Here is a 22440-nt window from a genome sequence, read left to right as displayed (position 1 = left end):
AAGATGCCAAATGTGTATTTAGACATCACGTATCCCATAAGCCGCCGTTAAGCTTCGTTCTCGGTCATGGGTGGGGGCCCGGTGCCACATAAGGAGAACGCATGGACGGCCACACGGGGGCATGGCGAGTCCCCGGATATACCGAGATCCGCGATCTCGGCACCGGCGCCTCGGGGCGTGTCGTCATGGCACGCCACGATGCCGACCGGTCATTCGTCGCGATCAAATATCTGTCGGCGGAGCTGTGCGCCGATCCGGGATTCGTGATCCGTTTCCGGCACGAAGCGCGCCTGCTGGAGCTGCTCGACACTCCTTACGCCGCGCGATTCTACGAATACGTCGAGAACGGCGGCGGCGCCGCGATCGTCATGGAACTGGTCGACGGCGTCTCGCTGCGCACGATGCTCCGCTCGGAGGGGCCGACCGGCGCCGAGGCGGCGCTCGTCCTGCTGAAGGGCTCGTTGCTGGGCCTCGCCACCGCGCACGCCAACGGCATCGTGCACCGCGACTTCAAGCCCGAGAACATCATCATCGAGGGCACCGGCCACAGCAAGCTCGTCGACTTCGGCATCGCCGTCCGGTCGGGCGAGGGCGTGAGCGGCGCGGGCACCCCGCCGTACATGGCGCCCGAGCAGTGGGCGGGGGCCCCGGCCGGCGCGACCACCGACGTCTACGCGGCGACCATCGTCTTCTTCGAGTGCCTCACCGGCACCCGGCCGTTCCAGGCCCAGCACATCGCGGCGCTGGCCCGCCAGCACCAGGCGACGCCGCCTCCGGTGGAGCAGGTCCCGGCGCCGCTGCGGAGCCTGGTCGAGCGGGGCATGGCCAAGCACCCGGCCGACCGGCCGGCGTCCGCCGACATCTTCCTCGCCGAACTGGAAGCGGTCGCCCTCGACGCCTACGGGCCCGACTGGGAGGAGCGCGGCCGCCGCAGGCTCGCCGGCCTCGCCGGGCTGCTCGCGCTGATGTTCCCCCTCGCCGAGGAGACCCCGCAGGCGGGCACGTCGCTCGCCGAGACGGGGCTCGGCCGGGGAGGCCGGGGCGCGACGAAGCTCGGCCTCAAGATCGCGGTGGGGGCGGTCGGCCTGGCGGTCGTCGCCGCGCTGACGGCCGTCCTGGTGGGCTCGCTGGGGGACACCAAGCTGCAGGCCCAGACGACGGTCGCGACGCCCTCGGGAGGCGGCTCGGAGGAACCGGCCATCGACCAGACCGAGGCCCCCAGCCAGCCCGCCGTCGAGACCACTCCGGACCACTCCACCACGAGCCCGACCGCGGAACCGGCCACCACCACCCCGGCCCCGACGAAATCCGCCGCCGCCGTCCCGACCGCCACACCGCAGCCCGCCAAGAAGAGCCCCACGCCGAAGCCGACGCCGAGCAAGAAGGCGTCCAAGAGTCCCAAGGCCACCGGCTCCGGTTCCCCCAGCCCCTCGCCGTCGGACTCCGAGGAATCGGCGCCCGACGCCGACAACACCCTGCCCCAGGGCAAGCCGAAGCCGACCCCCACACCGACGCCCACCAGCGCCTCCCCCAGCCCGGTGACCAGCTCACCGTCGCCCTCGTCCGAGGAGTCGCCGCCGAGGGGAAGGGGCGACACCCCCGCGCCCGAGAGCCCCTCGCCGCAGGCGCCGGCGGGCACGCTCGCCCTCGGCCTGGTGACGGCCGGGCTGGTTCCCGCCACACTGGTCCTGCGGAAGCGGATGACGGGACGGCACCGGAGGCGGCGGTAGATGCCAGAGGGCGGCAGCATCGCGGGACACCTGCTCACGGGCCGGTCCCGGGCGAGCGAGATGGGCACCTGGACCGACGTCGTCGGGCCCGACGGCACGCGCGGCGGGGCGCTGAGGTTCGACCCGCACTCACTCGCCGACCCCGGCGCCCGCGAACGGCTCGTCGCGGCGGTGACGGCCGACCGCCGGCTGTCGCAGAGCGGCCTGACCGGCCTGATGCCCGTCACCGACCTGGTGGCCGCGCGCGGCGAGGTCTGGCTGCTGACGGCCCGCCCCGCGACGCCGTCCCTGGCCGAGCTGATGGACGGGCGGCCCCAGGCGCAGCCCCCGGACGCCGGGAGCGCGGCCACCGTCCTGGTCGAGACGGCCCAGACCCTGCTCGCCGTGCACGCGGCGGGCCTCGCCCACGGCTCCCTCCACGCCGGCACGGTGGTGATCGGCGAGGACGGCACGGCGTTGCTGGCCGAGCGCGGGCTGGCCACGGCCCTGCGCGGCGACGCCGCCTCCCCCGAACGTGACCTCGCGGCGTGGGCGGCGCTGGCGCGCGGCCTCGCCGCCGCCTGGGCCGCGGGCGACCTGGGCGCGGCCGGGCTGTTCGAAAGGGCGGCGACCACGGCGGCCACCCAGGGGTTGGGCGCCGCACGCGACGTGCTCGTCGAGGGGCGCGAGCTGCTGCCCGCGGGGTTCGCGACGCGGGAGCGGCTCGTGCGGACCATCCAGTGGTGGTCGGCCGCCGACGTCCCGACCGGCGCACCGCCGCCCGCCAGGCCCGCCCAGGGGGACGAGGGCGAGGTCGTCACCCTGCTCTACCCCCCCGGTTCCGGCCCGGTCTCCGGTACGGCGGCCGGTGGCGGCATGCCGTACGCGGCGGCGGCCGGGGCCTGGCCGGCGGGTGGCGCACCGAACGGTGGGCCCGGCACCTCGCCGAGCGGTGAGGTGCGCTTCGGGCCCGGCGTCCCGGTGGACACGACGGCCGCGCAGATCTGGCGGGCCGGGCGCGAGCAGCAGCTCACCGTCCCCGCCAAGGACCGGCTGGGCCGGGGCCCGGCGCGGCGACGGCGGCGCCGCGGCGGGCTGTGGACCGGCGTGCTCTTCCTGCTGATCCTCGCCGTCGCGCTGGCCGCCTGGAGGCTCCAGCGCGGCGCACCGCTGTCGGTCACCGCCGTCGACGTCAAGGCGCCCAAGGTCAAGGGCTGCGACACCACGGTGAACGTCATCGGCGTCATCACGACCAACGGCGGCGCCGGCGAGGTGTCCTACGAGTGGCTGCCGAGCGGCGAGCAGCCGGTCAAGCACACCGAGCCGATCGCCTCGGGCGAGTCGTCCCACCAGGTCAGCCTGAAGTGGGAGGTGCACGGCAAGGGGACGCGGAAGCTCACCGCCCGGTTGCGCGTCCTGTCCCCCACCGCGCCGGGCACCCCGCTGGAGGACAAGGCGTCGTTCACCTACAAGTGCTGAAGCCGGAGTCCTCAGGGACGGCCCGGCTTCACACCGACTCGGGCACCTGCTGCGCGTCGTACTGGATCTTGCCCGAAGCCCAGTCCGCGATCGTCTCGTCGACGTCCTGCTCCGGCCAGACGTGCCAGTCCTCGTCCCGGTAGACCAGCTTCATCTCTTTCAGGCAGTGACTCACGTAGTCGTAGAGGTTCTGCCGGAGGGCGAGATCGTCGTCGTCGTACTGGGCGGCCGCGAGGGCCTGGCGCTGGGCGTCCATGAAAGCGCAGTCGAGGGGCAGGTCCGTCCTCTCCTCAGGGGTGGCCCGGATCAGGGTCCAGATCGCCTTGTCGTAGACCCTGATCTTCTCCTCGACGGACATCGGGGTGTTGCGCCGCACGAAATCACCCGACCGTATCCCCTCGACGGCCGTGGCGACGTCCACCCCGTTCTCCTTCCAGATGGGAGGGACGGGCTCCCCCGTGGGCAGCCGCGTCGGGTCGCCGCTGTATTCGATCTTCAGGAGATTTCCGGAGCCGATCAGCCATTCGATGTATCCGTTGACCTTCCTGAAGAATGTCATCGAGCGGCCGCCGAAGTCGATCACCGACCTGATGGGGATCAACTCGGCGATCTCGTAGAACAGCGCGTCGGGAAGAGCCTCTAATTCCGTTCCTTCGGGCATTGTCGTGCCTTTCCTGGCGTGGCGAGTCTGTTTCGTCGGCCGGTGGGGCGGAGTGCCGTACGCCCCGCCGGCGAATCCGGGTGCGCCGGTTCTCAGTCGGGCACGACCTGCGACACGGGAAGCTTGACGTCGTACTCGTAGGTCCAGGTCCGGCCCTTGGTGTCGATCTTCACGACGAACAGCTCGAAGGTCTTCTCGACGTAGACGAAGTGGGCCCTCATCACGATGCGGAGGGTCACGTCCGACAGCTGCTGCTCGCGGCTGACGAAGATGCCGGTGTCGATCAGCGGCATGTTGGCGATCGAGAGGTGGGGGACGGCGAGCAGCGGGGCGCCCTTGAAGCCGCCCTCGAAGCTGGTGTCCACCAGGTCCTCGGGCCGGTTGTAGGCGTGGGCCCCGCCACCGCAGGCCGCCATGTAGTAGACGTGCCGGACGGCGTTGTTCTCGGAGTGGTTCTCGACCCGCCAGTCGGTGAGGTTGGCGGTGAAGGATTCACCGATGGCGACTCCTTCGCCGATCCCGGTCGTCGGCACCGGGCCGAAGGTCCCCGCCGAGAGGTTGAGGGCGAGCTGGGCGCTGCTGGTGGTGGCGCCGGATCCCATCGTGGTGGTCGGCGCGTCGGTGGAGACGTAGTAGTCCGGGGAGTCGAGCAGGACGTTCACCTCGAAGCGGTCGAGGTAGTAGCCCTTCTTGTCGTCGCTGTCGTAGGTCATCTCGCCGTTGTGGTCGGCCGCCACGGTGGTGCCGCTCAGGCCGACGCTGATGAAGGTGTTGGGGATCTTCTTGAAGTTCGTGATCGTGACCCCGCCGTTGAGCCGCAGGGCCGCCTTCTGGCGGTCGATGACCAGCTCCTGGAAGTCGTTGAAGGTCACGTTCTTCTGCGCCATGCCGCCGCCTCTTTCCGTCCCCCGCACGTGCGGGCCCCGTTGTTTCGAGAACCCCGCCGGCCCCCTCCGGCGCGATTTCCCCATGTCGGGAAAGAGTGACATAGGGGGATCAATGTTTAATCAACCGCGTTTGCAGATCAGATGTTGATTTGCGGCTCTTTTCGGATTGGCTGGAATATGCGGACGCGGATGCCCGCCGGATCGCGGGGAAGCAGTGATCTTCTCGCCCCCGGCGGGCACGGGCGGCCCGGCCGGCAGCGGGTGGTCCACACGGCTCTTCGCGCCGAGGGCAAGCCGTTCATGGTCAGATGTCCGCCATGCGCTGCCAAATGCGCGATAAAGGGGATGTCACTATCCTGGCGGGCATGACGCAGACCCCCGCCGGCTGGTACCCGGACCCATACGGAACCCCCCAATTGCGTTGGTGGGACGGCACGCAGTGGACCGATGCCACCCACCCCCTGGAGAGTTCCGCCGGGCAGGCCGGTCCGGTCACCACCGGTCAGTGGGCGCAGCCCGGCCCCGGATCGCAGGCCCAGCAGACGACGGGCCCGCAGCCGCAGCCCGGCACGGACCAGCAGCCGCGGCCCGGCACGGATCAGCAGGGCACCGGTCCCCAAGGGCAGCCCGGCACCGCCTCGCCGTCCGAGACCGGCGGCTCTCCCCAGGACCAGAGCACGGACGAGGAAGCGCAGCCCCGCGGCGACGCCCCCGCCTTCCAGCCCCCCACGGGTGAGCACCCGCAGCCGGGCGCCCCCCAGGCCGCGCCCGGCACCGGACCCCAGGCGCAGCCCGGCACCGGGCCGCACCCTGCTCCCCCGCAGGGCACCGGCCCCTACCCGCAACCGGCTCCCCCGCCCGGCACCGGGCCGTACCCGCAGCCGGGTCCCGGCCGGCCCGCTCCCGGCCAGTTCGCGCCGCCCGGCGGCCAGGGGCCGACCGGTCAGTTCGCCCAGCCGGCCGGCTCCTACGGCGGGCCCGGCGCCGCTCCGTACGGCGGGCCGACAGGGCCGTACGCCGCCCCAGGCGGGCCCGGCGGGCCGTACGGCGGGCCGGGAGCGCCGACGGGGCCCTACGGCGGCCCGACGGGTCCCCAGCCGTGGGGCAACCAGCCCGGCGCCACCGCCCAGCTCCCGGTGCCCGACTTCGGGGCGCCGCCGAAGAAGCGCAGCCCGCTGCCGTGGGTGCTCGGAGGCGGCGCGGTGGCCGTGCTGCTCGTGGTCGCCCTGGTCATCGGCCTGAGCGTGGTCAACCGCGACGACACCCCGACGGCCGCGCAGTCGCCGCTGCCCAGCTACACCATCGAGCCGTCGGAGCCGTCCGACCCGCAGATCACCCCGCCGCTCGAGTCGCCCACGCCCCAGCCGAGCTCGTCCACCGACTTCCCTGCCGAGCTGCCGCAGCCCAAGGGCAGTGTGATCACCGACCCGCGCACCGGCGTCTCGTACACCTTCCCCGGCGGCGACTGGACGGTGCCGAGCTGGCAGGAGGTGAACGGCCAGGGCATGCCCGACCCGCGTTTCCCGACGTGGACGAGCACCGCGCAGACCGTCTCGCAGAAGAACTACGACGGCCAGGGGCACGACTGGATCGGCACCGTGTCCACCGCCAGGCTGCCCGAGGTCTTCGACTACTCCGGCCCGCAGGATCTCCGCAAGACGACCGGCGAGGTCCTGCTGAACTACGAGAAGATTTGGTACAGCCCTCCCCACCAGAAGAAGGCCCTGAAGGACGCGGCCTTCGAGGTCGACGGGAAGAAGGCGTGGATGCTCCGGTACGAGATGGACTTCACCGCCGCGGCCAAGCAGGCGGGCTGGAAGTTCAAGAAGGAGCAGGGCCTGATCGCCGTCATCGACCAGGGCTCGGGGCAGCGACCTACCCTGCTTTACGTCTCCGTACCGGACAATCTCGACACTAAGGTGATCGATCGCGTACTGGACTCTCTCAAGGCTTCATGACCGGGCACTACGCTGAGCATTATGAGTGACCTGTTGGTCTGGATCGACTGTGAGATGACCGGGCTCGATCTCGGCCGTGACGCGCTCGTCGAGGTGGCATGCCTGGTGACCGACGGCGAGCTGAACCAGCTCGACGAAGGTGTGGACATCGTCATCAAGCCGCCCAGGGAGGCGCTGGAGCAGATGTCGGAGGTCGTGCGGCAGATGCACACGGCTTCCGGCCTGCTCACCGCCCTCGAGACGGGCGTGACACTCGCCGAGGCCGAGTCCGTCGTCCTGGAGTACATCCGCCGGCACATTCCGGAGCCCAAGAAGGCTCCGCTGTGCGGGAACTCCATCTCCACCGACCGGTCCTTCCTCGCGCGTGACATGCCCGCCGTCGACGCGTACCTCCACTACCGCATGGTCGACGTCTCCTCCGTCAAGGAACTGGTCCGCCGCTGGTACCCCCGGGTCTACTTCGCCTCTCCGGCCAAGCAGGGCGGGCACCGCGCGCTGGCCGACATCACCGAGAGCGTGCAGGAGATGAAGTACTACCGTGCCGCCGTCTTCGTGCCGCAGCCGGGCCCCGATTCGGCCACCGCGCGCGAGGTCGCGGAAGCCATCACCGGATCTTGACCGGCCACGGCGTCACAACCCCTGAAAGACCGCTACACTTTTCCCTGTGCCGCGGTGCTGACCGCGGGGCGTGGTGGGTGTAGCTCAGTTGGCAGAGCGCCAGGTTGTGGTCCTGGATGTCGAGGGTTCAAGTCCCTTCACTCACCCCATGTGGGAAACCAGGAAGGCCCTGGTCATCGGCGAGATGACCGGGGCCTTCCTGGTTTCCTGACGCACACCGAGGGCAGAATGTCCCATCCTGGGAGCGGAGCCCGGATCTCAGTACTCCAGGCGTAGATCGTTGTGGGCCCTGGTCTTGGGGCTGTCCGCCACTGGCGGAAACTCAGGTGGCCTCCGCGCACGATCTGGATAGAGTCGGGCAATGCCCGAGCTGAAGCGGCTGCATGCCGGTCACGCCTCGGCGGTCCTGGCCTTCGAGCTCGCGAACCGCACCTACTTCGCCGCCTCGATCTCCGACCGCGGCGACGACTTCTTCGACCGGTTCACCGACCGGTACAACGACTCGCTGGCCGAGCAGGAGGCCGGCATCTGTGCCTTCTACGTGCTCGTCGCCGAGGACGGCTCGGTACTCGGCAGGTTCAACCTGTACGACCTGGAGGACGGCACTGCCAGGCTCGGCTACCGGGTCGCGGAGCGGGTCGCCGGCCGCGGCGTGGCGACCGCGACCGTCCGGGAGCTGTGCCGGACGGCGACAGCGATGCACGGCCTGCGCACACTGCGGGCGGCCACCTCCCACGACAACATCGCGTCCCAGAGAGTCTTGGCCAAGGCGGGGTTCGTCCCGGTCGGCCCTGCCACCCCGGCCGATCTCGGCGGCAAGTCGGGCACGTGGTACCAGCGCGACCTCCAGCGATAGAGCTTGATCTTGCTCGTGGGTCGGCTGGGGTCACCCTGGCCATGCTCGCCCACGCCTTCCTCGGAGCAGAAATCGCAGGGCCTCGGCGTGAACTCTTCGGCGGAGCAGCGGTAATAACAGGCGAATCTGCCGCACCCGCGCGAAGGAGCTGAATCGTTCATGGCCGAACCGGCGACAGCCGAGGCCGCCGACACCGATCTGATCCGCCGCTCCCTGCGGGAGCCGCAGGCATTCGCCGCGCTGTTCGACCGGCATGCTCCCGCCCTGCACCGTTACGCGGCGCGCAGGCTCGGTCCGGAAGGGGCCGAGGACGTGGTGTCCGAGACGTTCCTGGCGGCGTTCGAGCACCGGCACCGCTACCAGTCCTGCCGGGCCGACGCCCGGCCCTGGTTGTACGGCATCGCCTCGAACGTGATCAGCAAGAGGCGCAGGCGCGAGGCGGCCCGTTACCGGGCGTACGTGCGTGGTGGCGTACACCCGGCGGAGATCGGCGGCGGGCTGGTGGAGGACGGCGTGAACACGCTCGCGGTGAACAAGCCGCTGGTGGCGGCCCTGGCCGGGTTGGGCGCCCGCGACCGGGACACGCTGCTGCTGGTGGCGTGGGCGGGGCTGACGTACGAGGAGGTGGCCGAGGCGCTGGACGTCCGGGTCGGGACTGTCCGCTCCCGGCTCAACCGGGCGCGCAAGAAGATCCGGCTGGCTCTGGAGGGGACAGACCATGAATGAAATGGAGGAGCTCGGCCGCGTGTGGGCCGACACACCCGAGCCGAGCGCGCACGACCTGGCGGCCTCCCGGGCCGCCCTGATGTCCACGATCGCCCGTCCCGGCGGACGGGGAGTGCTCGCCCGTCCCGGCGCCTTCCTGCGTACCAGGCGAGTCGCCCTGGCCGGCGCCATGGCGGCGGCGCTCACCGTCGGCATCCTCGCCACCCAGGTGGGCCTGGGCGGCTCCGATCCGGGCAACCCGCTCGCCGCGCCTCCCGCCGACGCTCAGACGCTGCTCAAGCTGGCCGCGCGGGCCGCCGCCGAGCAGCCGGACACGGTGCCGGCCCGCGGCCAGTACGTGCACACCAGAATGCTGGTCCAGAGCAGCCTGTTCACGGCGGACGAGGCCGGCACGCGGCAGCAGTACACCGAGCTGCTGGTCAACGAGGAACGCTGGGAGGCCGCCGACGTCGGCAAGCCCTGGCTGAGCCGCGAGCAGGCCGTGTCGGCCACGGGACCGGCGCCCCGCGACCGCTGGGACCACGGCGTCGAGGACACCGTGTACGAGCCCGCGGCCTGCCCCGGCCAACCGGCCTACGCCCGGCTGGGCAGCTGGCCCACGGACCCCGCGCAGGTGCGCGCGAAGATCTTGGCCGGCACGGGCCCGGATCCGCTGCGCATGTGGTCCTCCCTCCAGGGCCTGGTCGCCGAGTCGGTGGTTCGCCCCACCCTGAGCGCCGCGCTCTACCAGGTGGCCGCGGGGCTGGACGGCATCGTGCTCATCCCCGACACCGCGGACGTCGCCGGCCGGCCCGGCCTGGCCGTCGGGATGGACCGGGGCGACGGCACTCGCTCGGACCTGATCTTCGACAAGCACACCTATCGCTACCTGGGCGAGCGCACGGTGAACACCAGGGACAGAACGGCGAAATTGCCCTTCGGCGAGGTCATCGAGAGGAAGGGCAAGACCAACGGCACCGCGGTGCTCACCGTCGACGTCGTCCCCAGCCTGCCCGAGGTGTCGCCGAACGCGTCCCGCATGCGGATCCCCTGCTGAGACTCCCCCCGATCCGGCCTTTCGGCCGGGGGTCCTGTTCCGCATGCCGCTGTTGCGCATGCCCAAGTGAAGGAGCAGAGCGGCGATCGCGCTGGAGCGGACCCGGGCGGAGGTCGCGCGGCGGCGGGATCTGGGAGCGGCGGTTCACGGCAGAACGCCGCGAGAGTCGGTCAGGCGGCGGCTGAAACCTCTCCCACCTGCCGCTACAGCTTCAAAAAGGCGTGGACCCCGTTCGGGCTCACTCCGGTTTCGGCCGGGATCGCAGGCGGTCCATCTGGTCGTGGCTGAGGTCGTACGCGCGGCGCATGTGCCGGACGATCACCTCGAGCTCCTCGTCGGAGTGCTCGGCGTAGAGCGCCTGCCAGCCCTGGCCGAGGTCGTCCCACACCGCGGTGACGCGGGCGACGCGCTCGGGCACCGGGGCGACCAGTACCCGGCGGCGATCCTCCCGGTCCGGCGTGCGGGTCACGTAGCCCCCGCGCTCCAGCCGGTCCACCAGGCGGGTCGCCGAGCCCGTGGTGAGGCCCGTCATCTCGGCGATCTGCTTGACCGTCAGCGGCCCGGGCGCGGCCGTGAGCAGGCTCAGGAACTGCACGTCGGTCGGGTGCAGCCCGAGGTGGTCGGCGACGGCCTGGTTGAAGAGCACGTACGACGCCAGATAGCGGCGCGACGCCATCGACAGTTCCTCGTACAGCCGGCCCCGACGCATGCCTGTCATCGTGCTCACGCTCCCAATTGCTGCGTGGCGCAGCAATCCTCTGCTAGTCTTCTGCATGGCGCAACTAATGCGCCATACAGCAATACTACAGCTGCAGGAGAAGACCATGCTGACCGTCGCCGTCACCGGAGCCACCGGAGCCCAGGGTGGCGCCACCGCCCGCGCCCTGCTGGCCGCCGGCCACCACGTGCGCGCCCTCACCCGCCACCCCGGCTCGCCCGCCGCCGGCACCCTGCGCGAGCTCGGAGCCGAGGTGCGTCACGCCGATTTCGACGACCGCGCCTCACTCGATGACGCGCTCGCCGGCGCCGACTCCCTGTTCGCGGTCACCACACCGTTCGGCACCGACATCGCCACCGAGGTCCGCCAGGGCAAAGCCCTCGTCGACGCCGCGGCGGCCGCCCGCGTCGGGCACATCGTGTTCACCTCCGCCGCCCACGCCGACCGCGACACCGGCGTCCCCCACTACGAGAGCAAGCACCTGATCGAGCGGCATCTGGCCGGGTCCGGCGTGCCGTGGACGGTGATCGCGCCGGCGGCGTTCATGGACAACTACGCCGGTGGCTGGACCCTCGACGGCCTGCGTACCGGCACGTTCGCCTGGCCCATGCCCGCCGACCAGCCGCTCACCCTCATCCCCGCCGCCGACATCGGCGCTTTCGCCGCCCTGGCCCTCCACCACCGCGACCGATTCGCCGGCCGTCGCATCGACATCGCCTCCGACGAGCGCACGCCCGGCGAGATCGCGCGGATCCTCGCCTCCGCCATCGGCCGTCCGATCGCCCACCAGGAGGTGCCCCTGGCGTACGTGCGCAGCCGGTCGGCGGACCTGGCGGCCATGTTCGGCTACTTCACCGCCGTCGGCCTCGACGTCGACGTGGCCGCGCTGCGCCGCGACCACCCCGAGATCGCCTGGACGAGCTTCGCCGACTGGGCCACCGCCCAGGACTGGTCCGCACTACTCACCGCCACGACCGCGAACGCCCACCACTGAAGGCGTCCGCCTCACACGCGAACGGCCGTCGTACCGCCTCTCGACGTCGAAGCACCGTCGATCCGGTCCGCCTGGACCGCCACCATGCTCAGGAGAACACCCACGATGAAGCCGATCGGCTACTGGCTCAACCGCGCCGACCACGCCCTCACCCGCTACATGAACGACATGCTGCAGGAATTCGGGCTCACCCGGCTTGCCTGGCAGGTCCTCAACGTCGTCCAGGACACCCCCGATGTCACCGACGCCGAAGTCCTTGCCGTCCTCGCCGCCAACGCCGACGCCTCCACCCTGACCGCCGCCATCGACGCCGTGCTCGCCGCCGGCTGGGCGACCCGGCCCGCGCCCGCCCGGCTCACCCTCACCCCGCAGGGCATCGAGCACCTGAGCGAGGTCGCCCAGCGCGTCGGCGCCTTCCGGGAGCTCTCCATGACCGGCATCTCCCCGGAGGAGTACCGCACGGCCGTCAGCGTCCTCGAACGCATGACCCGCAACCTCGAACCGGCCACGGCCCCCCACCCCGTCCCATGACCACTCCCGGGACGGCCCCGACGCCGCCGTTCCACCCACATTTCCACTGAATGCGAGTCTTTCTCGTGGAGCAGGCACCCCAAAGACGGAAACGGCGGGCTATGCTCGCACAGAACCGCTACGCCGCCAGCGCGGGGGGCTCGGCGATCTGACAATGATTCGTGCCACCGGAGGCCGGATGAGTGTCGAAGACGCCACATGGAACGAGCACGCGCACACAGGGCTGAGCAAACGCGAGGCCGAGGTCATGGAGCTGATCGCGACCGGTCACTCCAACGGTGAGATCGCGCAACGGCTGTTCCTGAGCGAGAAGACCGTGAAGAACCACGTCAACCGCATCTACTCCAAGCTGGGCGCCGACTGCCGGATGACCGCCATCGGCATGTGGAGGTCAGGCACATCCGGAGAGCAGAGCTCCTGACCCATCCCAGCCGCCTCCTCCCCGGTCCCGCGACCGTACGGCGAAGCCGCCCCCACCGTACGGCGGTTCACCACGCCGCCCGGCCGCCCGCCCACGACCGCCCGGCCCCCACCCGGCGCCGCGAGGGCGAGCACCGCGTACGGCGGCTCACCACGCCGGCCGGCCGGCCGGCGCCGCGGCGGCGAGCACCCCGTACGGCCGGACCGGCGCGCTCGTGCGGCGGTCGGATGGGCGGGCGTCCGGAGAAATCGTCCGTGGCGGGTCAGGCGGGCTGGGCGGCCTTGGAGGTCTCGGCGGAGCGGGAGACCCGGGATTCCTGGAGAGCGGACAGACCGCGCGACAGGGCCGTCAGACCCATCTGGATCTCCTCCAGCGTGACCGAGAGCGCGGGACGGAGCCGTACGGACCGTTCGCCGCACGGCAGGACGAGCACGCCCTCATCGTCACGCAGGGACGCGATCAGGCGGTCCCGGCCGTGGGCGACGTCGAAGGCGCACATCAGGCCCCGGCCCCTCGCGTTGCTCACCAGCTCCGGGAAGGCGTCCTCCAACTGACGCAGTCCGGCGAGCAGGGTCTCGCCGAGCGCGGCGGCCCGCGGTATCAGCCCGTCCCGCTCGATGATCTCCAGCATGCGGCGGGACCGCACCATGTCCACCAGCCCGCCACCCCAGGTGGAGTTGATCCTTCCGCTGACCTCGAAGACGTTGCCCCGGACGTCGTCGACCCTGCGCCCCGCCATGATGCCGCCGACCTGCACCTTCTTGGCGAAGGCCACGATGTCGGGGGCGAGGCCGAGCTGCTGGTACGCCCACGGGGTGCCGGTGAGGCCGACGCCGGTCTGCACCTCGTCCATGACGAACAGCGCGTCCCGTTCGTGGCACAGGCGCTGCACGGCCTGCAGGAACTCGGGACGCATGTGGTTGTCGCCGCCCTCCCCCTGGATGGGCTCGGCGATGAAGCAGGCGATGTCGTGCGGGTGGCGGTCGAACGCGGCGGCCGCCTGGGCCAGCGCCCTCTCCTCCGCCGCCTCGACGTCGCCGAAGTGGATGGCGGGCACGTCGATCCTCGGCCAGCCGAAGACCGGGAAGCGGTCGGTCTTGACGGGCTCGGTGTTGGTCAGGGAAAGGGTGTACCCGCTGCGGCCGTGGAAGGCCCTGGTGAGGTGCAGCACCTTGGTGCCGAGCTCGCGGGGACGGCCGTGCTGCTCGTTGTGGCGGCTCTTCCAGTCGAAGGCGCACTTCAGAGCGTTCTCGACGGCGAGGGCCCCGCCCTCGACGAAGAACAGGTGAGGCAGCTCGGGGTCGCCGAGCACGCGGGCGAAGGTGTCGGCGAAGTCGGCGAGGTGGCGCGTGTACAGGTCGGAGTTCGCCGGCTTGTTGGCGGCGACCCGGCCGAGCAGGGCCAGGAAGTCCGGATCGTCGTCGAAGGGGTTCAGCCCCAGCGGGGCCGAGGCGAAGAAGGAGTAGAAGTCGAGGTAACGGCGGCCCGATCCCGCGTCCACGATCCAGCACCCACGACTGCGTTCCAGGTCGAGCTCCAGCCGGAAACCGTCGACGAGCAGATGACGGGAGAGACGGTCGAGCACGCTCATGGGCCCTCCAGGTAGAGTCAGACGCTCCCTGCCATAGTATTCCCGGAAACAAGGCCGCAGAATAGGATATCTTTCGGCAGTATCCCCTTACCGCGCGATTTTTTATGCCCCATCAGGGGTTGACAGCGCCGCGACCCGCCCGCCGGCTTCGCCGCACATCGACCCGCCCGGGCCGGGGAGACGGGCCGCGAGCCCGATCGCCTCACCGGCCCGTGACGACTTCCAGCGCCCGACGCCAAGGGCCCCTCGTCGCGGCGTAGCCCGGCGGTCAGGGGTCGCCGTCCCAGCCGGCTGCGCTCGCCGAGAGGGCCTCGTTCGGCGGCCGGGCCGAATGGCGACCAGAGTGCGGCTAGACGGCGTGGGCCGCCGTGCCGGCCGGGCCGCGGTGGGCGATCTCGCGGACGCGGTAGGCCAGCACCAGCAGCGACACGCCGTACACGATCGCGAAGACGCCGATCAGCCAGGTGACCGCGAGTGCGCCCTTCGCGGGCCAGATGAACAGCAGGATTCCGAAGATCACGGCGAGCACTCCGCTGGCGAGGTACATCCAATCGGTCTCCCCGGCCCTGTGCCTGCGCACCGTGGCGATGATCTCCACAGCGCCGATGATGACGGCGTAGGCGGCGATGAGCATGAGGAGCGCGAGAGCGGTGATCCCCGGCCAGGCCCACGCGATCAGGCCCGCCACGATCCCGAGGACGCCGGACACGATCATCCAGGCCCTGAACTCGGCCGAGTGAGCGCCACGAAAGGCGCCGATCAGCGTGAAGATCCCGCTGACGATCGCCCAGGCCCCGAACAGGACCACCAGCGCGAGAAGCGTGATCAGCGGCCAGGCGAGAGCCAGGACGCCGAACACGATCGCGACGACGCCCCGTATCGCGAGCACCCACCAGTGACGGCCCACTTCCTGGCGCAGGGCCTGCATGTGCTCTTGCATGTCGTCCTCATCCCCCTAGGTTGGAATCCGGGACGAGGAGGACATGCGCCATCGGCACGGCACCCGGCCGCCGTCGTACGCCCCCTGCCCCACGATTCGGTTCCTTTCCGGAAAGGACCTGGTAACAGACCACATGACGGTCAAATACTTGCCGTCTCCCATCAAGTCCCTCAATATCGTGTGAATCGACACATGAACGGCACCCAGACCTGGAGGTGGAGCCCGGTGTCCCTTCGCGAAGCCGCCCGCGACATCAGCGAGGAGCTCGTACGGCTGCGCCACGCGCTGCACCGGGAACCCGAGCTGGGACTGGACCTCCCGAGGACCCAGGAGAAGGTGCTCACCGCGTTGGAGGGCCTGCCGCTGGAGATCTCCACCGGTAAGCGGCTGAGCTCCGTCACCGCCGTTCTGCGCGGCGCGCGCCCCGGTCCCACCGTGCTGCTGCGCGGCGACATGGACGCGCTCCCGGTGACCGAGCGCGGCACCGGCCCCGTCGTCTCGCAGTCCCCGGGCCTCATGCACGCCTGCGGGCACGACCTGCACACCACCATGCTGGCCGGAGCCGCCCACCTGCTCGCCGCCCGGCGCGACCGGCTCGCCGGCGACGTCGTCTTCATGTTCCAGCCCGGCGAGGAGGGCGCCGGCGGCGCCAAGATCATGATCGAGGAAGGGGTGCTGGACGCGTCCGGGCGGCGCCCCGTGGCCGCGTACGCGCTGCACGTGATCAGCTCGCTGCTCCCGCGCGGCGTCTTCGTCACCCGCAGCGGCCCCATCATGGCGGCGGCCGACCGGCTGCTCGTCACCGTGCGCGGGGCTGGCGGGCACGGCTCGACCCCGCACCTGGCCCGCGATCCGATCACGGCCGCGTGCGAGATGGTGACCGCGCTGCAGACCATGGTGACCCGGGGATTCGACGTCTTCGACCCGGTCGTGGTGACCGTGGGAAGCTTCCACGCCGGCACGGCGGACAACATCATCCCGGACGAGGCCCGGTTCGAGGCGACGATACGCTCGTTCTCCCACTCGGCGCACGAGCGCGTCCAGGAGCGCATCCTGAAGCTCCTCGACGGCATAGCCGCCGCGCACGGCCTGGAGGTCGACGCGAAGTACGACGTCAGCTACCCGGTCACGGTGAACAGCGCCGTCGAGGCGGAGTTCGCCGGTGAGACCGTGCGCGAGGTGTTCGACGAGCACCGCTTCGTCAAGGCACCCCAGCCGTTCACCGGCGCGGAGGACTTCTCGTTCATCTGCGACGAGGTGCCGTCGGCGTTCCTCGCCCTCGGCGCCTGCCCCGCCGACCTCGACCCGTCCAGCGCGGCCTACAACCACTCCCCGCAGGCGGCCTTCGACGACGCCGTCCTGGCCGACGGAGCCGCCCTGTACGCCGAACTCGCCGAACGCCGCCTCACCCAGGAGCCCACGCCCCAAAGTCCGTGAGCACCTCGTTCAAGCCGCCGCCTGCTGGGCCAGTGATCGGGCCAGTTCGTCGGCCAGCTCTCCCATGCCGTGAGTGCGGGCACACTCGACCATCGTCGCCAGGTCGCTCGACACGCGGCGTGACCGCACACCCATGGCGTCCTGCACCGCTCGGCGTGATTCCCGCTCGCCGCCCTCCCGGTCGCCCGCTCGCATGTTCAGGATGGCAAGGCGGGTGCGGCAGCGCAGTCCGGTCCGTGTGCGTCCGGTGTCGAGTCGAGCGAGCGCGGACGACAGCCGCTCGTGCGCCCGGCGGTCCTCATCGAGGGCGAAGAGCGCCAGTCCCAGAGCACTGTCGTGGTGGCCGGGCGAAACGGTGATCCGTCGTGCCCACTCGGGCGCTGCGGCCTGCTGAGGCCTGCTCAGTGCTTCCTCGGCCAACTCGACATGCCGTAGTCCTGCTCGCCGGTCGTGAGCGGCGGCGCAGTGCCGTGCCGCGACGGCGTGAAGGTTGGCGCGTTCGACGGAGCTGACCCGCTCGTCGCCCAACGCCATGCGGAGAATCTCGACGCCGTCAGCCGGACGGCCGCTGTCCGTGGTGACGGTGGACAGGTCGAGCATGACGTGCGCACGAAGATCACGGTCAGCGCCTCGTGCGGAGTTGTCCAGCGCGAGAGCGAGAACCTTCGTCGCTGTGGACATGTCGCCCGCATCGTAGATCGCCCACCCGAAGCGGTCGGCCAGCAGACCGATCGCCGACGACAGGCGCTCACGGATGGGCTGGTTCATCGGCTTGTCGAGCAGGTCAAGGCCCCACTCCAGCGAGCCGCGGGCCATGGCTACCGCCATGCCACCACCGTGAGCGAGATCCATCCGGGTGTAGAGATCGGCGGCTGCCTCTATGGCCTGGACCTCGGCGATACCGACGCGAGACAGTCCTCGGCCCTCGAAACCATCCAAAAGCCGGGAAAGCGGTTCCATCGCGGCGGCCCCAACGGAGGCAGCCGCGATGATCCCAAGGAGGCTCCTGCGCTTCATATCTTCCATATTGGACGGCAAGCCGCTCTCCGTATTCGTTGCCGCAACACAATGGGTTGCCGCAACGACAACACCCAGTGCCTCCTGGTAACTCCGGACCACAGCGGGGGTGACTTCCCGCTGGCCGCGCTCCACACGGCTGAGATGCCCTTTTGACATGCCCGTGCTCTTCGCCAGTCCGTCCAGGCTCACCCCCCGGCTCAGACGTGACATTCGTAAGTCCTGACCCGTTATCACCTCGGAGAAGACCCTTCCTGTTGCGGCAACACCATTGCGGCGACGACGCAACAGTGACTGAACGCACACGGACGCTGACCATGGTGACGCGACAAAGGCGGCAGGTCAACGACGCAGGATCAGGAGTCGGCGGTGATAACTCCAGTCACAAAGTCATCCAGCGCCGACTTTCGAATCTCGGGCGATGCTGCCATGTCCGGAAGTTAAAGGTGATATACAAGAAAACGGGGCCCGCATGCGCGGAAACGCCGTACGGGCCCCTCGATCAGGAAGGCCCTCCTGACCTATGACTCAGGGCAGAGCCAGCCGGATGATCAGGATTCGATCGCAAGCCGGCCACACGTCACCGTCGACGGGCTGCTCGTGGCACGCGAAGTCCCCGTACCGGCAGAAGGTGGCGGAATGAGCGGAGGATCCGGGAAGCATCGGGCCGGGGCGCCGGTCGAGCCGGTCGGACGGCGACGGTGGGACATGGGGAAGCGGGCCGCGGCGGCGCAGTTGGACCAGATGGAGCCGGCGTGGCAGGTCACCTACGGCATCGGCAGCCGGCGGTTCTTCGCGTTCGCGCTCTGGAACGCTCCCCGACCGATCCTGCTCGAAGCCGGCACGGTGGAAGAGCTGCGGGAATCGATGCGGGAGGCCGAACTGGGCCTGGTCACGGCGTTCGCCTGGCAGGCTGTGAGGTCGGCGTGAACACGAACGAGCAGCCCTCAGGTCCCTCCGGCGGCACGAGCAGGGATGAACGCCCCGCGGCCACCGTCACCAACAACCCGGTCCCTGCCGCGCACAACGCTCCACTTCGCCGTCCGTACGCCTCCCCTCCCGTAGGGGAAATCTCCGTAAGCGGCGACCTGCCAGGACTCGCCGACCGTCCTGGTGAGCCGACCCTGTACGTCTGGACCGCCGTCGACGACGGTGGTGGTCGTGGCGCCTGCGGGGTAACGGATGGCCTCGGCACCGCGCGCAGGCGGCTGCTGGACGCCATGGGCGGGATGTACGACAGCGGGAAAGGCGCCGTCTGGCAGGCCCGGCTCGACGGAAACACCCACCCCTACCCCAGCTACGAGTACGGAGCCCTTGTGCTGCAGGCCCGCCGCGACCGAGACGGCAAAATCACCCTACGCGACCAGACCGGCGGCAGAGGTGCCTGACATCCTCTGCGTCGACCGGTCACCCGCCGTACGGCGGCGCCGATATCGCCGTACTTCCTCCCACCGACCCGGCGCCGGTGGGAAGGCGCCGGATCGAGCGGGTGAGATCGGCGTTCGCGCAATAGCAAAGAGCCACCGCACCCAACCCAACCGGCCGACCACCCGCGCAACGAAGAGTGCCCCGCCAGGCGAGCGTCGCCCTCAAAAAACGGCGCCGAAGGCACCATTTTCCAGAGCGCGCGCTCTTCTACAGGGCGGCGAGGAAGCGGGTTGCGAGGGGGACGGCCGCTGTGGCCGTGGCGCCGTGTTCGACGAAGACGGCGAAGGCGAGGTCGCCCCGGTAGCCCACGTACCAGGCGTGGTCGACGCCGGAGCCGGCCCGGGCCGTACCCGGCTCGCCGGACATCCCCTTGTGGAGGCCGGACGGCGACCGGTCCCCACCTTGGGGCGACATCATCGACCGGAGGCCTGACACCACCGCCGGGGCCAGTTTCCTCGGCGGGGGGAGCTTGCCACCTTCCAGGCGCTTGACGGCTTTCTCCGACATCAGGCGCGGTGACCGCCATGTGCCGTTCTGGACGGCCGCCGCGGCGAGCGCCATGCACAACGGAGTGGCCTCCACCGAGCCCGCCCGGGGCTTCCCTATCGACCCGCACACGCCGCCGAGGCCGGATTTCAGACTCTTGCCGAAGCCGAACTCCTTGGCCTCCTGGCGGAGCCCGCCGTTCGACAGCCGGGCGGCGGTCGTCACGATCCTGAACGCCGAGCCGGGTGGGTACGGCGTGTAGAAGGCGCCCTGTCCGGGCAGCCGGTCGGCCACCGCGAGCACCTCCCCGGTCGACGGCCGTACGGCCACGATCGCGGCGGGCAGGGCCGTGCCGTCCAGCGCGCGGGCCGCGGCCGCCTCCGTCCACCAGTCGATCGTCGTGCGGTAGGTCCGCTCGACGGGCCGCCGGAACACCACGAGCCTCCGTACCCTGTTGGGGGAGACGGCTTCGACGGCCCAGCCCGCCGAGGCGCCGCCGAGCTCGTCGATCTTGCCGGTGAGGGCCTTGACGTACGCCTCGGCCCCGCTGTCGCGCGGAAGCGGCTTCCCCTGCCGGGTCAGCAGGTCGGTGCCGGGCACGGAGATCTCGGCCAGGCGCAGCCGCTCCCCCGCGGCCAGACCAGGGTGGAGGGTCTCGGGGGTCCAGACCACCTTCCAGGCGCCGTCCCGGACGGCGAGGTGCAGCACGGCGGAGAACTTCCACTCGCCGAGTTCCCCGATCTGCCTGACCCCCTCGAACGGCATGTCCGCGGCCCGCTCACCCCGGCGTACGACCTTCCCCGGCGTCAGCCTGATCGACAAGACCTGCAGGTCGGTGCTGAGACGGCGGTGCTGGTCCATGAAGTCGGCGGGCGGGGCGGCGACCAGCTTGCGCATCTCGGTGAGGTTCTGTCCCTCCCACGCGTCGAGGTACGCCGTGGCCGTCTGTTCGGCGCTGCCGGACACCCGGCGGGCTTCCACCGCGAGGGCGGTCAGTGCCGCGGCGACGACGAGGACGCTCACCACGACGAGAGCGAGCAGTCCTCGACGACGCATACGGTTCTCCCAGGAGTGCCGGGCAGGGCACCTCCGGATATACCAGAACAAGGGGAGGCCGTGTGGGCAAGCGCAAGTCCGAGGAGACACCCATGCCGGGCCGCTACAAGGTGGACTCGGGCGAGGTGGAACTCCTGCGCGATCTTGACCGGCCCACCGGTTGGCTGCTGAGCATGGCGGGAGTCCCTCAGTCGTACGTCGATCTGGACGACCCGACCTACCTCGACTTCGAGTACGTCCGCCTGATGGCGGAGGTGATCGACGTGATCGAGGACGGGCCGCTGGACGCGGTCCACGTGGGCGGTGGCGCGTGCACCCTCCCCCGGTACATCTCGGCGACCCGGCCCGGCTCCCGCCACATCGTGGTCGAGCCGGACGCCGCTCTGGTGCAGCTCGTGCGGGACCAGCTCCGGCTGAAGTCGGTGCCGAAGCTGAAGGTGCGCATCGCCGACGGGCGCAGCGGGGTCGCGGAGCTGCGGGACGACTCGGCCGACCTGTTCGTGCTGGACGCCTTCAGCGGCGCGACGATGCCGCTGGAGCTCGCCACCGCCGAGTACCTGGGGGAGGTCGCCCGCGTCCTGAAGGCCTCCGGCACCCTGCTGATCAACATCGCCGACGGCAAGGGGCTGGCCTTCGCGCGCCGCGTCATCGCGACCGTACGCCGCGCGTTCCCGCACGTGGCACTGCTGGCCGAGCCGGGCATCATGCGCGGGCGCCGGTTCGGCAACCTGATCGTCGCCGCCTCGCCCGCGCCGCTGCCCCTGCAGGACCTCACCCGGAGGGCGGCGGGCGGGCTGACCCAGGCGCGGTGCGTCTACGAGGAGCAGCTCGAGAAGTTCGTCGCGGGGGCGGCTCCGATCAAGGACGGCGACGCGGTCCTCGCGCCCGTCCCGCCGCCCGACCTGTTCGAGTAGCCGCGGGGTCAGTCGAACAGGTCGGGTTCGGAGCGGGTGATCTGGTCGTACAGCGGCTGGAAGTTGATCCAGCCCACGAGGTCGTTGCCGATCTGGCCGTGGGTGAGCTTGGCGTTCTCGTGGGTGATGGGCACGACCTGGCCGGCCGCCTTGGCGAGCAGCTGCGCCTGGCAGGAGCGCTCCATCGTGATGAACCACCAGGCGGCGGCGTCCACCGAGTCGCCGACGGTCAGCAGGCCGTGGTTGCGCAGGATCACCGCCTTGTGGGAGCCGAGCGCCCGGGCGATCCTGCGGCCCTCCTCGGTCTCGACGACCACGCCCGTGTAGTCGTCGAACAGGCCGTGGTCCTCGTAGAACGCGCAGGCGTCCTGGGTGAGCGGCTCCAGCGGTCGGCCGAGTGACGACAGCGCCTTGCCGTACACCGAGTGGCTGTGCGCGGCGGCCACGACGTCGGGCCGGGCCTGGTGGACCATCGAGTGGATCGCGAACGCCGCCTGGTTGACGTGGTAGCGCCCCTCGACCACCTCGCCCTCGTGGTTCACGAGGATCAGGTTGCTCACCTTGATGTGCTTGAAGCTCATGCCGAACGGGTTGACCCAGAAGTGGTCGGTGTGTTCGGGGTCGCGGGCGGTGATGTGCCCGGCCACGCCTTCCTCGAAGCCGAACCGGCCGAACAGCCGCAGTGCCGCGACCAGCCGCTCCTGACGGTGACGCCGCTCGTCCGCGACGTCCTCGAACTTCTGGGGAAGGCGGAAGGCCAGTTGGTCCTTCGGCACGGGCCGCAGGTCCGAGAGGCTCATGGGGGATCTCCTCATCGCCGAACTTTTGTCGGTTACCGATGAGTATGCACGGCGGAGCCCTCGGCCGGGAAGCACCCGTCCACACCGGCATCCACGGCTCCGAGGGGAAAACCCGGTTGGGTGACCAATCTGGTAAGCGGGCTTTCCAGACTCAACCCAGTCGGAACATCCTATCGA

General features: G+C 70.5%; 22 protein-coding genes and 1 tRNA gene. 15 read left to right on the top strand and 8 right to left on the bottom strand.

Annotation, left to right across the window (positions count from 1 at the left end):
• The first annotated feature begins 101 nt into the window (after nt 1–101).
• The gene (locus KIK05_RS19520) at nt 102–1730 is read left to right on the top strand and encodes a serine/threonine-protein kinase (RefSeq protein ID WP_214412180.1); all 1629 of its coding nucleotides are present in this window, start codon (nt 102–104) and stop codon (nt 1728–1730) included.
• Complete coding sequence (locus KIK05_RS19515) at nt 1731–3188, top strand: protein kinase family protein (protein ID WP_214412179.1); 1458 nt, start codon at nt 1731–1733, stop codon at nt 3186–3188.
• A gap of 28 nt (nt 3189–3216) precedes the next feature.
• Here KIK05_RS19515 and KIK05_RS19510 read toward each other — a convergent pair whose 3' ends face one another.
• The gene (locus KIK05_RS19510; protein WP_214412178.1) at nt 3217–3849 is read right to left on the bottom strand and encodes a hypothetical protein; all 633 of its coding nucleotides are present in this window, start codon (nt 3847–3849) and stop codon (nt 3217–3219) included.
• Between the two features lie 92 nt (nt 3850–3941).
• Nucleotides 3942–4736 carry a hypothetical protein gene (locus KIK05_RS19505; protein WP_214412177.1) on the bottom strand — a complete coding sequence of 265 codons (795 nt, stop codon included), beginning with the start codon at nt 4734–4736 and terminating at the stop codon, nt 3942–3944.
• A gap of 365 nt (nt 4737–5101) precedes the next feature.
• Between KIK05_RS19505 and KIK05_RS19500 the strand changes: the two genes are divergently transcribed.
• The 6 genes from KIK05_RS19500 (at nt 5102) to KIK05_RS19475 (ending at nt 9930) form a co-directional block, all read left to right on the top strand.
• Nucleotides 5102–6694 (top strand): DUF2510 domain-containing protein, encoded by a 1593-nt coding sequence (locus KIK05_RS19500; RefSeq protein WP_214412176.1) that lies wholly within the window; start codon nt 5102–5104, stop codon nt 6692–6694.
• A gap of 21 nt (nt 6695–6715) precedes the next feature.
• On the top strand, nt 6716–7312 hold the full coding sequence (gene orn, locus KIK05_RS19495; protein ID WP_214412175.1) for an oligoribonuclease: 597 nt from the start codon (nt 6716–6718) through the stop codon (nt 7310–7312).
• 73 nt (nt 7313–7385) lie between these two features.
• Nucleotides 7386–7461: transfer RNA gene (locus tag KIK05_RS19490), tRNA-His, on the top strand.
• Nucleotides 7462–7673: 212 nt separating this feature from the next.
• Entirely contained in the window at nt 7674–8168 is a 495-nt protein-coding gene (locus KIK05_RS19485; protein ID WP_214412174.1) for a GNAT family N-acetyltransferase, read from the top strand.
• A gap of 159 nt (nt 8169–8327) precedes the next feature.
• Nucleotides 8328–8894 (top strand): RNA polymerase sigma factor, encoded by a 567-nt coding sequence (locus KIK05_RS19480; RefSeq protein ID WP_214412173.1) that lies wholly within the window; start codon nt 8328–8330, stop codon nt 8892–8894.
• Nucleotides 8887–9930 carry a CU044_5270 family protein gene (locus KIK05_RS19475; RefSeq protein WP_214412172.1) on the top strand — a complete coding sequence of 348 codons (1044 nt, stop codon included), beginning with the start codon at nt 8887–8889 and terminating at the stop codon, nt 9928–9930. The genes KIK05_RS19480 and KIK05_RS19475 overlap by 8 nt, the downstream gene beginning before the upstream one ends.
• A 238-nt stretch (nt 9931–10168) precedes the next feature.
• Here the strand turns inward: KIK05_RS19475 and KIK05_RS19470 are convergent, their stop codons facing one another.
• Complete coding sequence (locus KIK05_RS19470) at nt 10169–10648, bottom strand: MarR family winged helix-turn-helix transcriptional regulator (protein ID WP_214412171.1); 480 nt, start codon at nt 10646–10648, stop codon at nt 10169–10171.
• A 106-nt stretch (nt 10649–10754) separates the two neighbouring features.
• Here KIK05_RS19470 and KIK05_RS19465 point away from each other — a divergent pair, with 106 nt between their 5' ends.
• From KIK05_RS19465 to KIK05_RS19455, 3 genes are all read left to right on the top strand, one after another.
• Nucleotides 10755–11642: an NmrA/HSCARG family protein gene (locus tag KIK05_RS19465; RefSeq protein ID WP_214412170.1), complete on the top strand. Its 888-nt coding sequence runs from the start codon at nt 10755–10757 to the stop codon at nt 11640–11642.
• A gap of 105 nt (nt 11643–11747) precedes the next feature.
• Nucleotides 11748–12173 carry a MarR family winged helix-turn-helix transcriptional regulator gene (locus tag KIK05_RS19460; RefSeq protein ID WP_214412169.1) on the top strand — a complete coding sequence of 142 codons (426 nt, stop codon included), beginning with the start codon at nt 11748–11750 and terminating at the stop codon, nt 12171–12173.
• Nucleotides 12174–12351: 178 nt separating this feature from the next.
• On the top strand, nt 12352–12594 hold the full coding sequence (locus tag KIK05_RS19455) for a helix-turn-helix domain-containing protein (protein ID WP_214412168.1): 243 nt from the start codon (nt 12352–12354) through the stop codon (nt 12592–12594).
• Nucleotides 12595–12856: 262 nt separating this feature from the next.
• Here the strand turns inward: KIK05_RS19455 and lat are convergent, their stop codons facing one another.
• On the bottom strand, nt 12857–14185 hold the full coding sequence (gene lat / locus KIK05_RS19450; protein WP_214412167.1) for an L-lysine 6-transaminase: 1329 nt from the start codon (nt 14183–14185) through the stop codon (nt 12857–12859).
• A gap of 349 nt (nt 14186–14534) precedes the next feature.
• Complete coding sequence (locus tag KIK05_RS19445) at nt 14535–15125, bottom strand: HdeD family acid-resistance protein (protein WP_250563062.1); 591 nt, start codon at nt 15123–15125, stop codon at nt 14535–14537.
• Nucleotides 15126–15350: 225 nt separating this feature from the next.
• Between KIK05_RS19445 and KIK05_RS19440 the strand changes: the two genes are divergently transcribed.
• Nucleotides 15351–16562 (top strand): M20 metallopeptidase family protein, encoded by a 1212-nt coding sequence (locus KIK05_RS19440; RefSeq protein ID WP_214412166.1) that lies wholly within the window; start codon nt 15351–15353, stop codon nt 16560–16562.
• A 9-nt stretch (nt 16563–16571) separates the two neighbouring features.
• Here the strand turns inward: KIK05_RS19440 and KIK05_RS19435 are convergent, their stop codons facing one another.
• The gene (locus KIK05_RS19435; RefSeq protein WP_308250024.1) at nt 16572–17816 is read right to left on the bottom strand and encodes a helix-turn-helix domain-containing protein; all 1245 of its coding nucleotides are present in this window, start codon (nt 17814–17816) and stop codon (nt 16572–16574) included.
• Nucleotides 17817–18218: 402 nt separating this feature from the next.
• Here KIK05_RS19435 and KIK05_RS19430 point away from each other — a divergent pair, with 402 nt between their 5' ends.
• Together KIK05_RS19430 and KIK05_RS19425 are read left to right on the top strand one after the other, a co-directional pair.
• The gene (locus KIK05_RS19430) at nt 18219–18509 is read left to right on the top strand and encodes a hypothetical protein (protein ID WP_214412164.1); all 291 of its coding nucleotides are present in this window, start codon (nt 18219–18221) and stop codon (nt 18507–18509) included.
• Nucleotides 18506–18967, top strand: coding sequence for a hypothetical protein (locus KIK05_RS19425; RefSeq protein WP_214412163.1), 462 nt, complete (start codon nt 18506–18508; stop codon nt 18965–18967). The genes KIK05_RS19430 and KIK05_RS19425 overlap by 4 nt, the downstream gene beginning before the upstream one ends.
• Before the next feature lie 247 nt (nt 18968–19214).
• Here KIK05_RS19425 and KIK05_RS19420 read toward each other — a convergent pair whose 3' ends face one another.
• Nucleotides 19215–20549 carry an NTF2-like N-terminal transpeptidase domain-containing protein gene (locus tag KIK05_RS19420; protein WP_214412162.1) on the bottom strand — a complete coding sequence of 445 codons (1335 nt, stop codon included), beginning with the start codon at nt 20547–20549 and terminating at the stop codon, nt 19215–19217.
• Between the two features lie 62 nt (nt 20550–20611).
• Between KIK05_RS19420 and KIK05_RS19415 the strand changes: the two genes are divergently transcribed.
• A complete protein-coding gene (locus tag KIK05_RS19415) occupies nt 20612–21463 on the top strand; it encodes a spermidine synthase (protein WP_308250006.1) in 852 nt (283 codons plus the stop codon).
• Nucleotides 21464–21471: 8 nt separating this feature from the next.
• Here the strand turns inward: KIK05_RS19415 and KIK05_RS19410 are convergent, their stop codons facing one another.
• Nucleotides 21472–22263 (bottom strand): class II aldolase/adducin family protein, encoded by a 792-nt coding sequence (locus KIK05_RS19410; protein ID WP_214412161.1) that lies wholly within the window; start codon nt 22261–22263, stop codon nt 21472–21474.
• Nucleotides 22264–22440: the final 177 nt, after the last annotated feature.

It is taken from the genome of Sphaerisporangium fuscum (assembly GCF_018531465.1).
Classification (GTDB): Bacteria; Actinomycetota; Actinomycetes; order Streptosporangiales; family Streptosporangiaceae; genus Sphaerisporangium; species Sphaerisporangium fuscum.
Note: the sequence above shows the minus strand (reverse complement) of the source record. Positions and strands in the feature narration are given on the sequence as shown.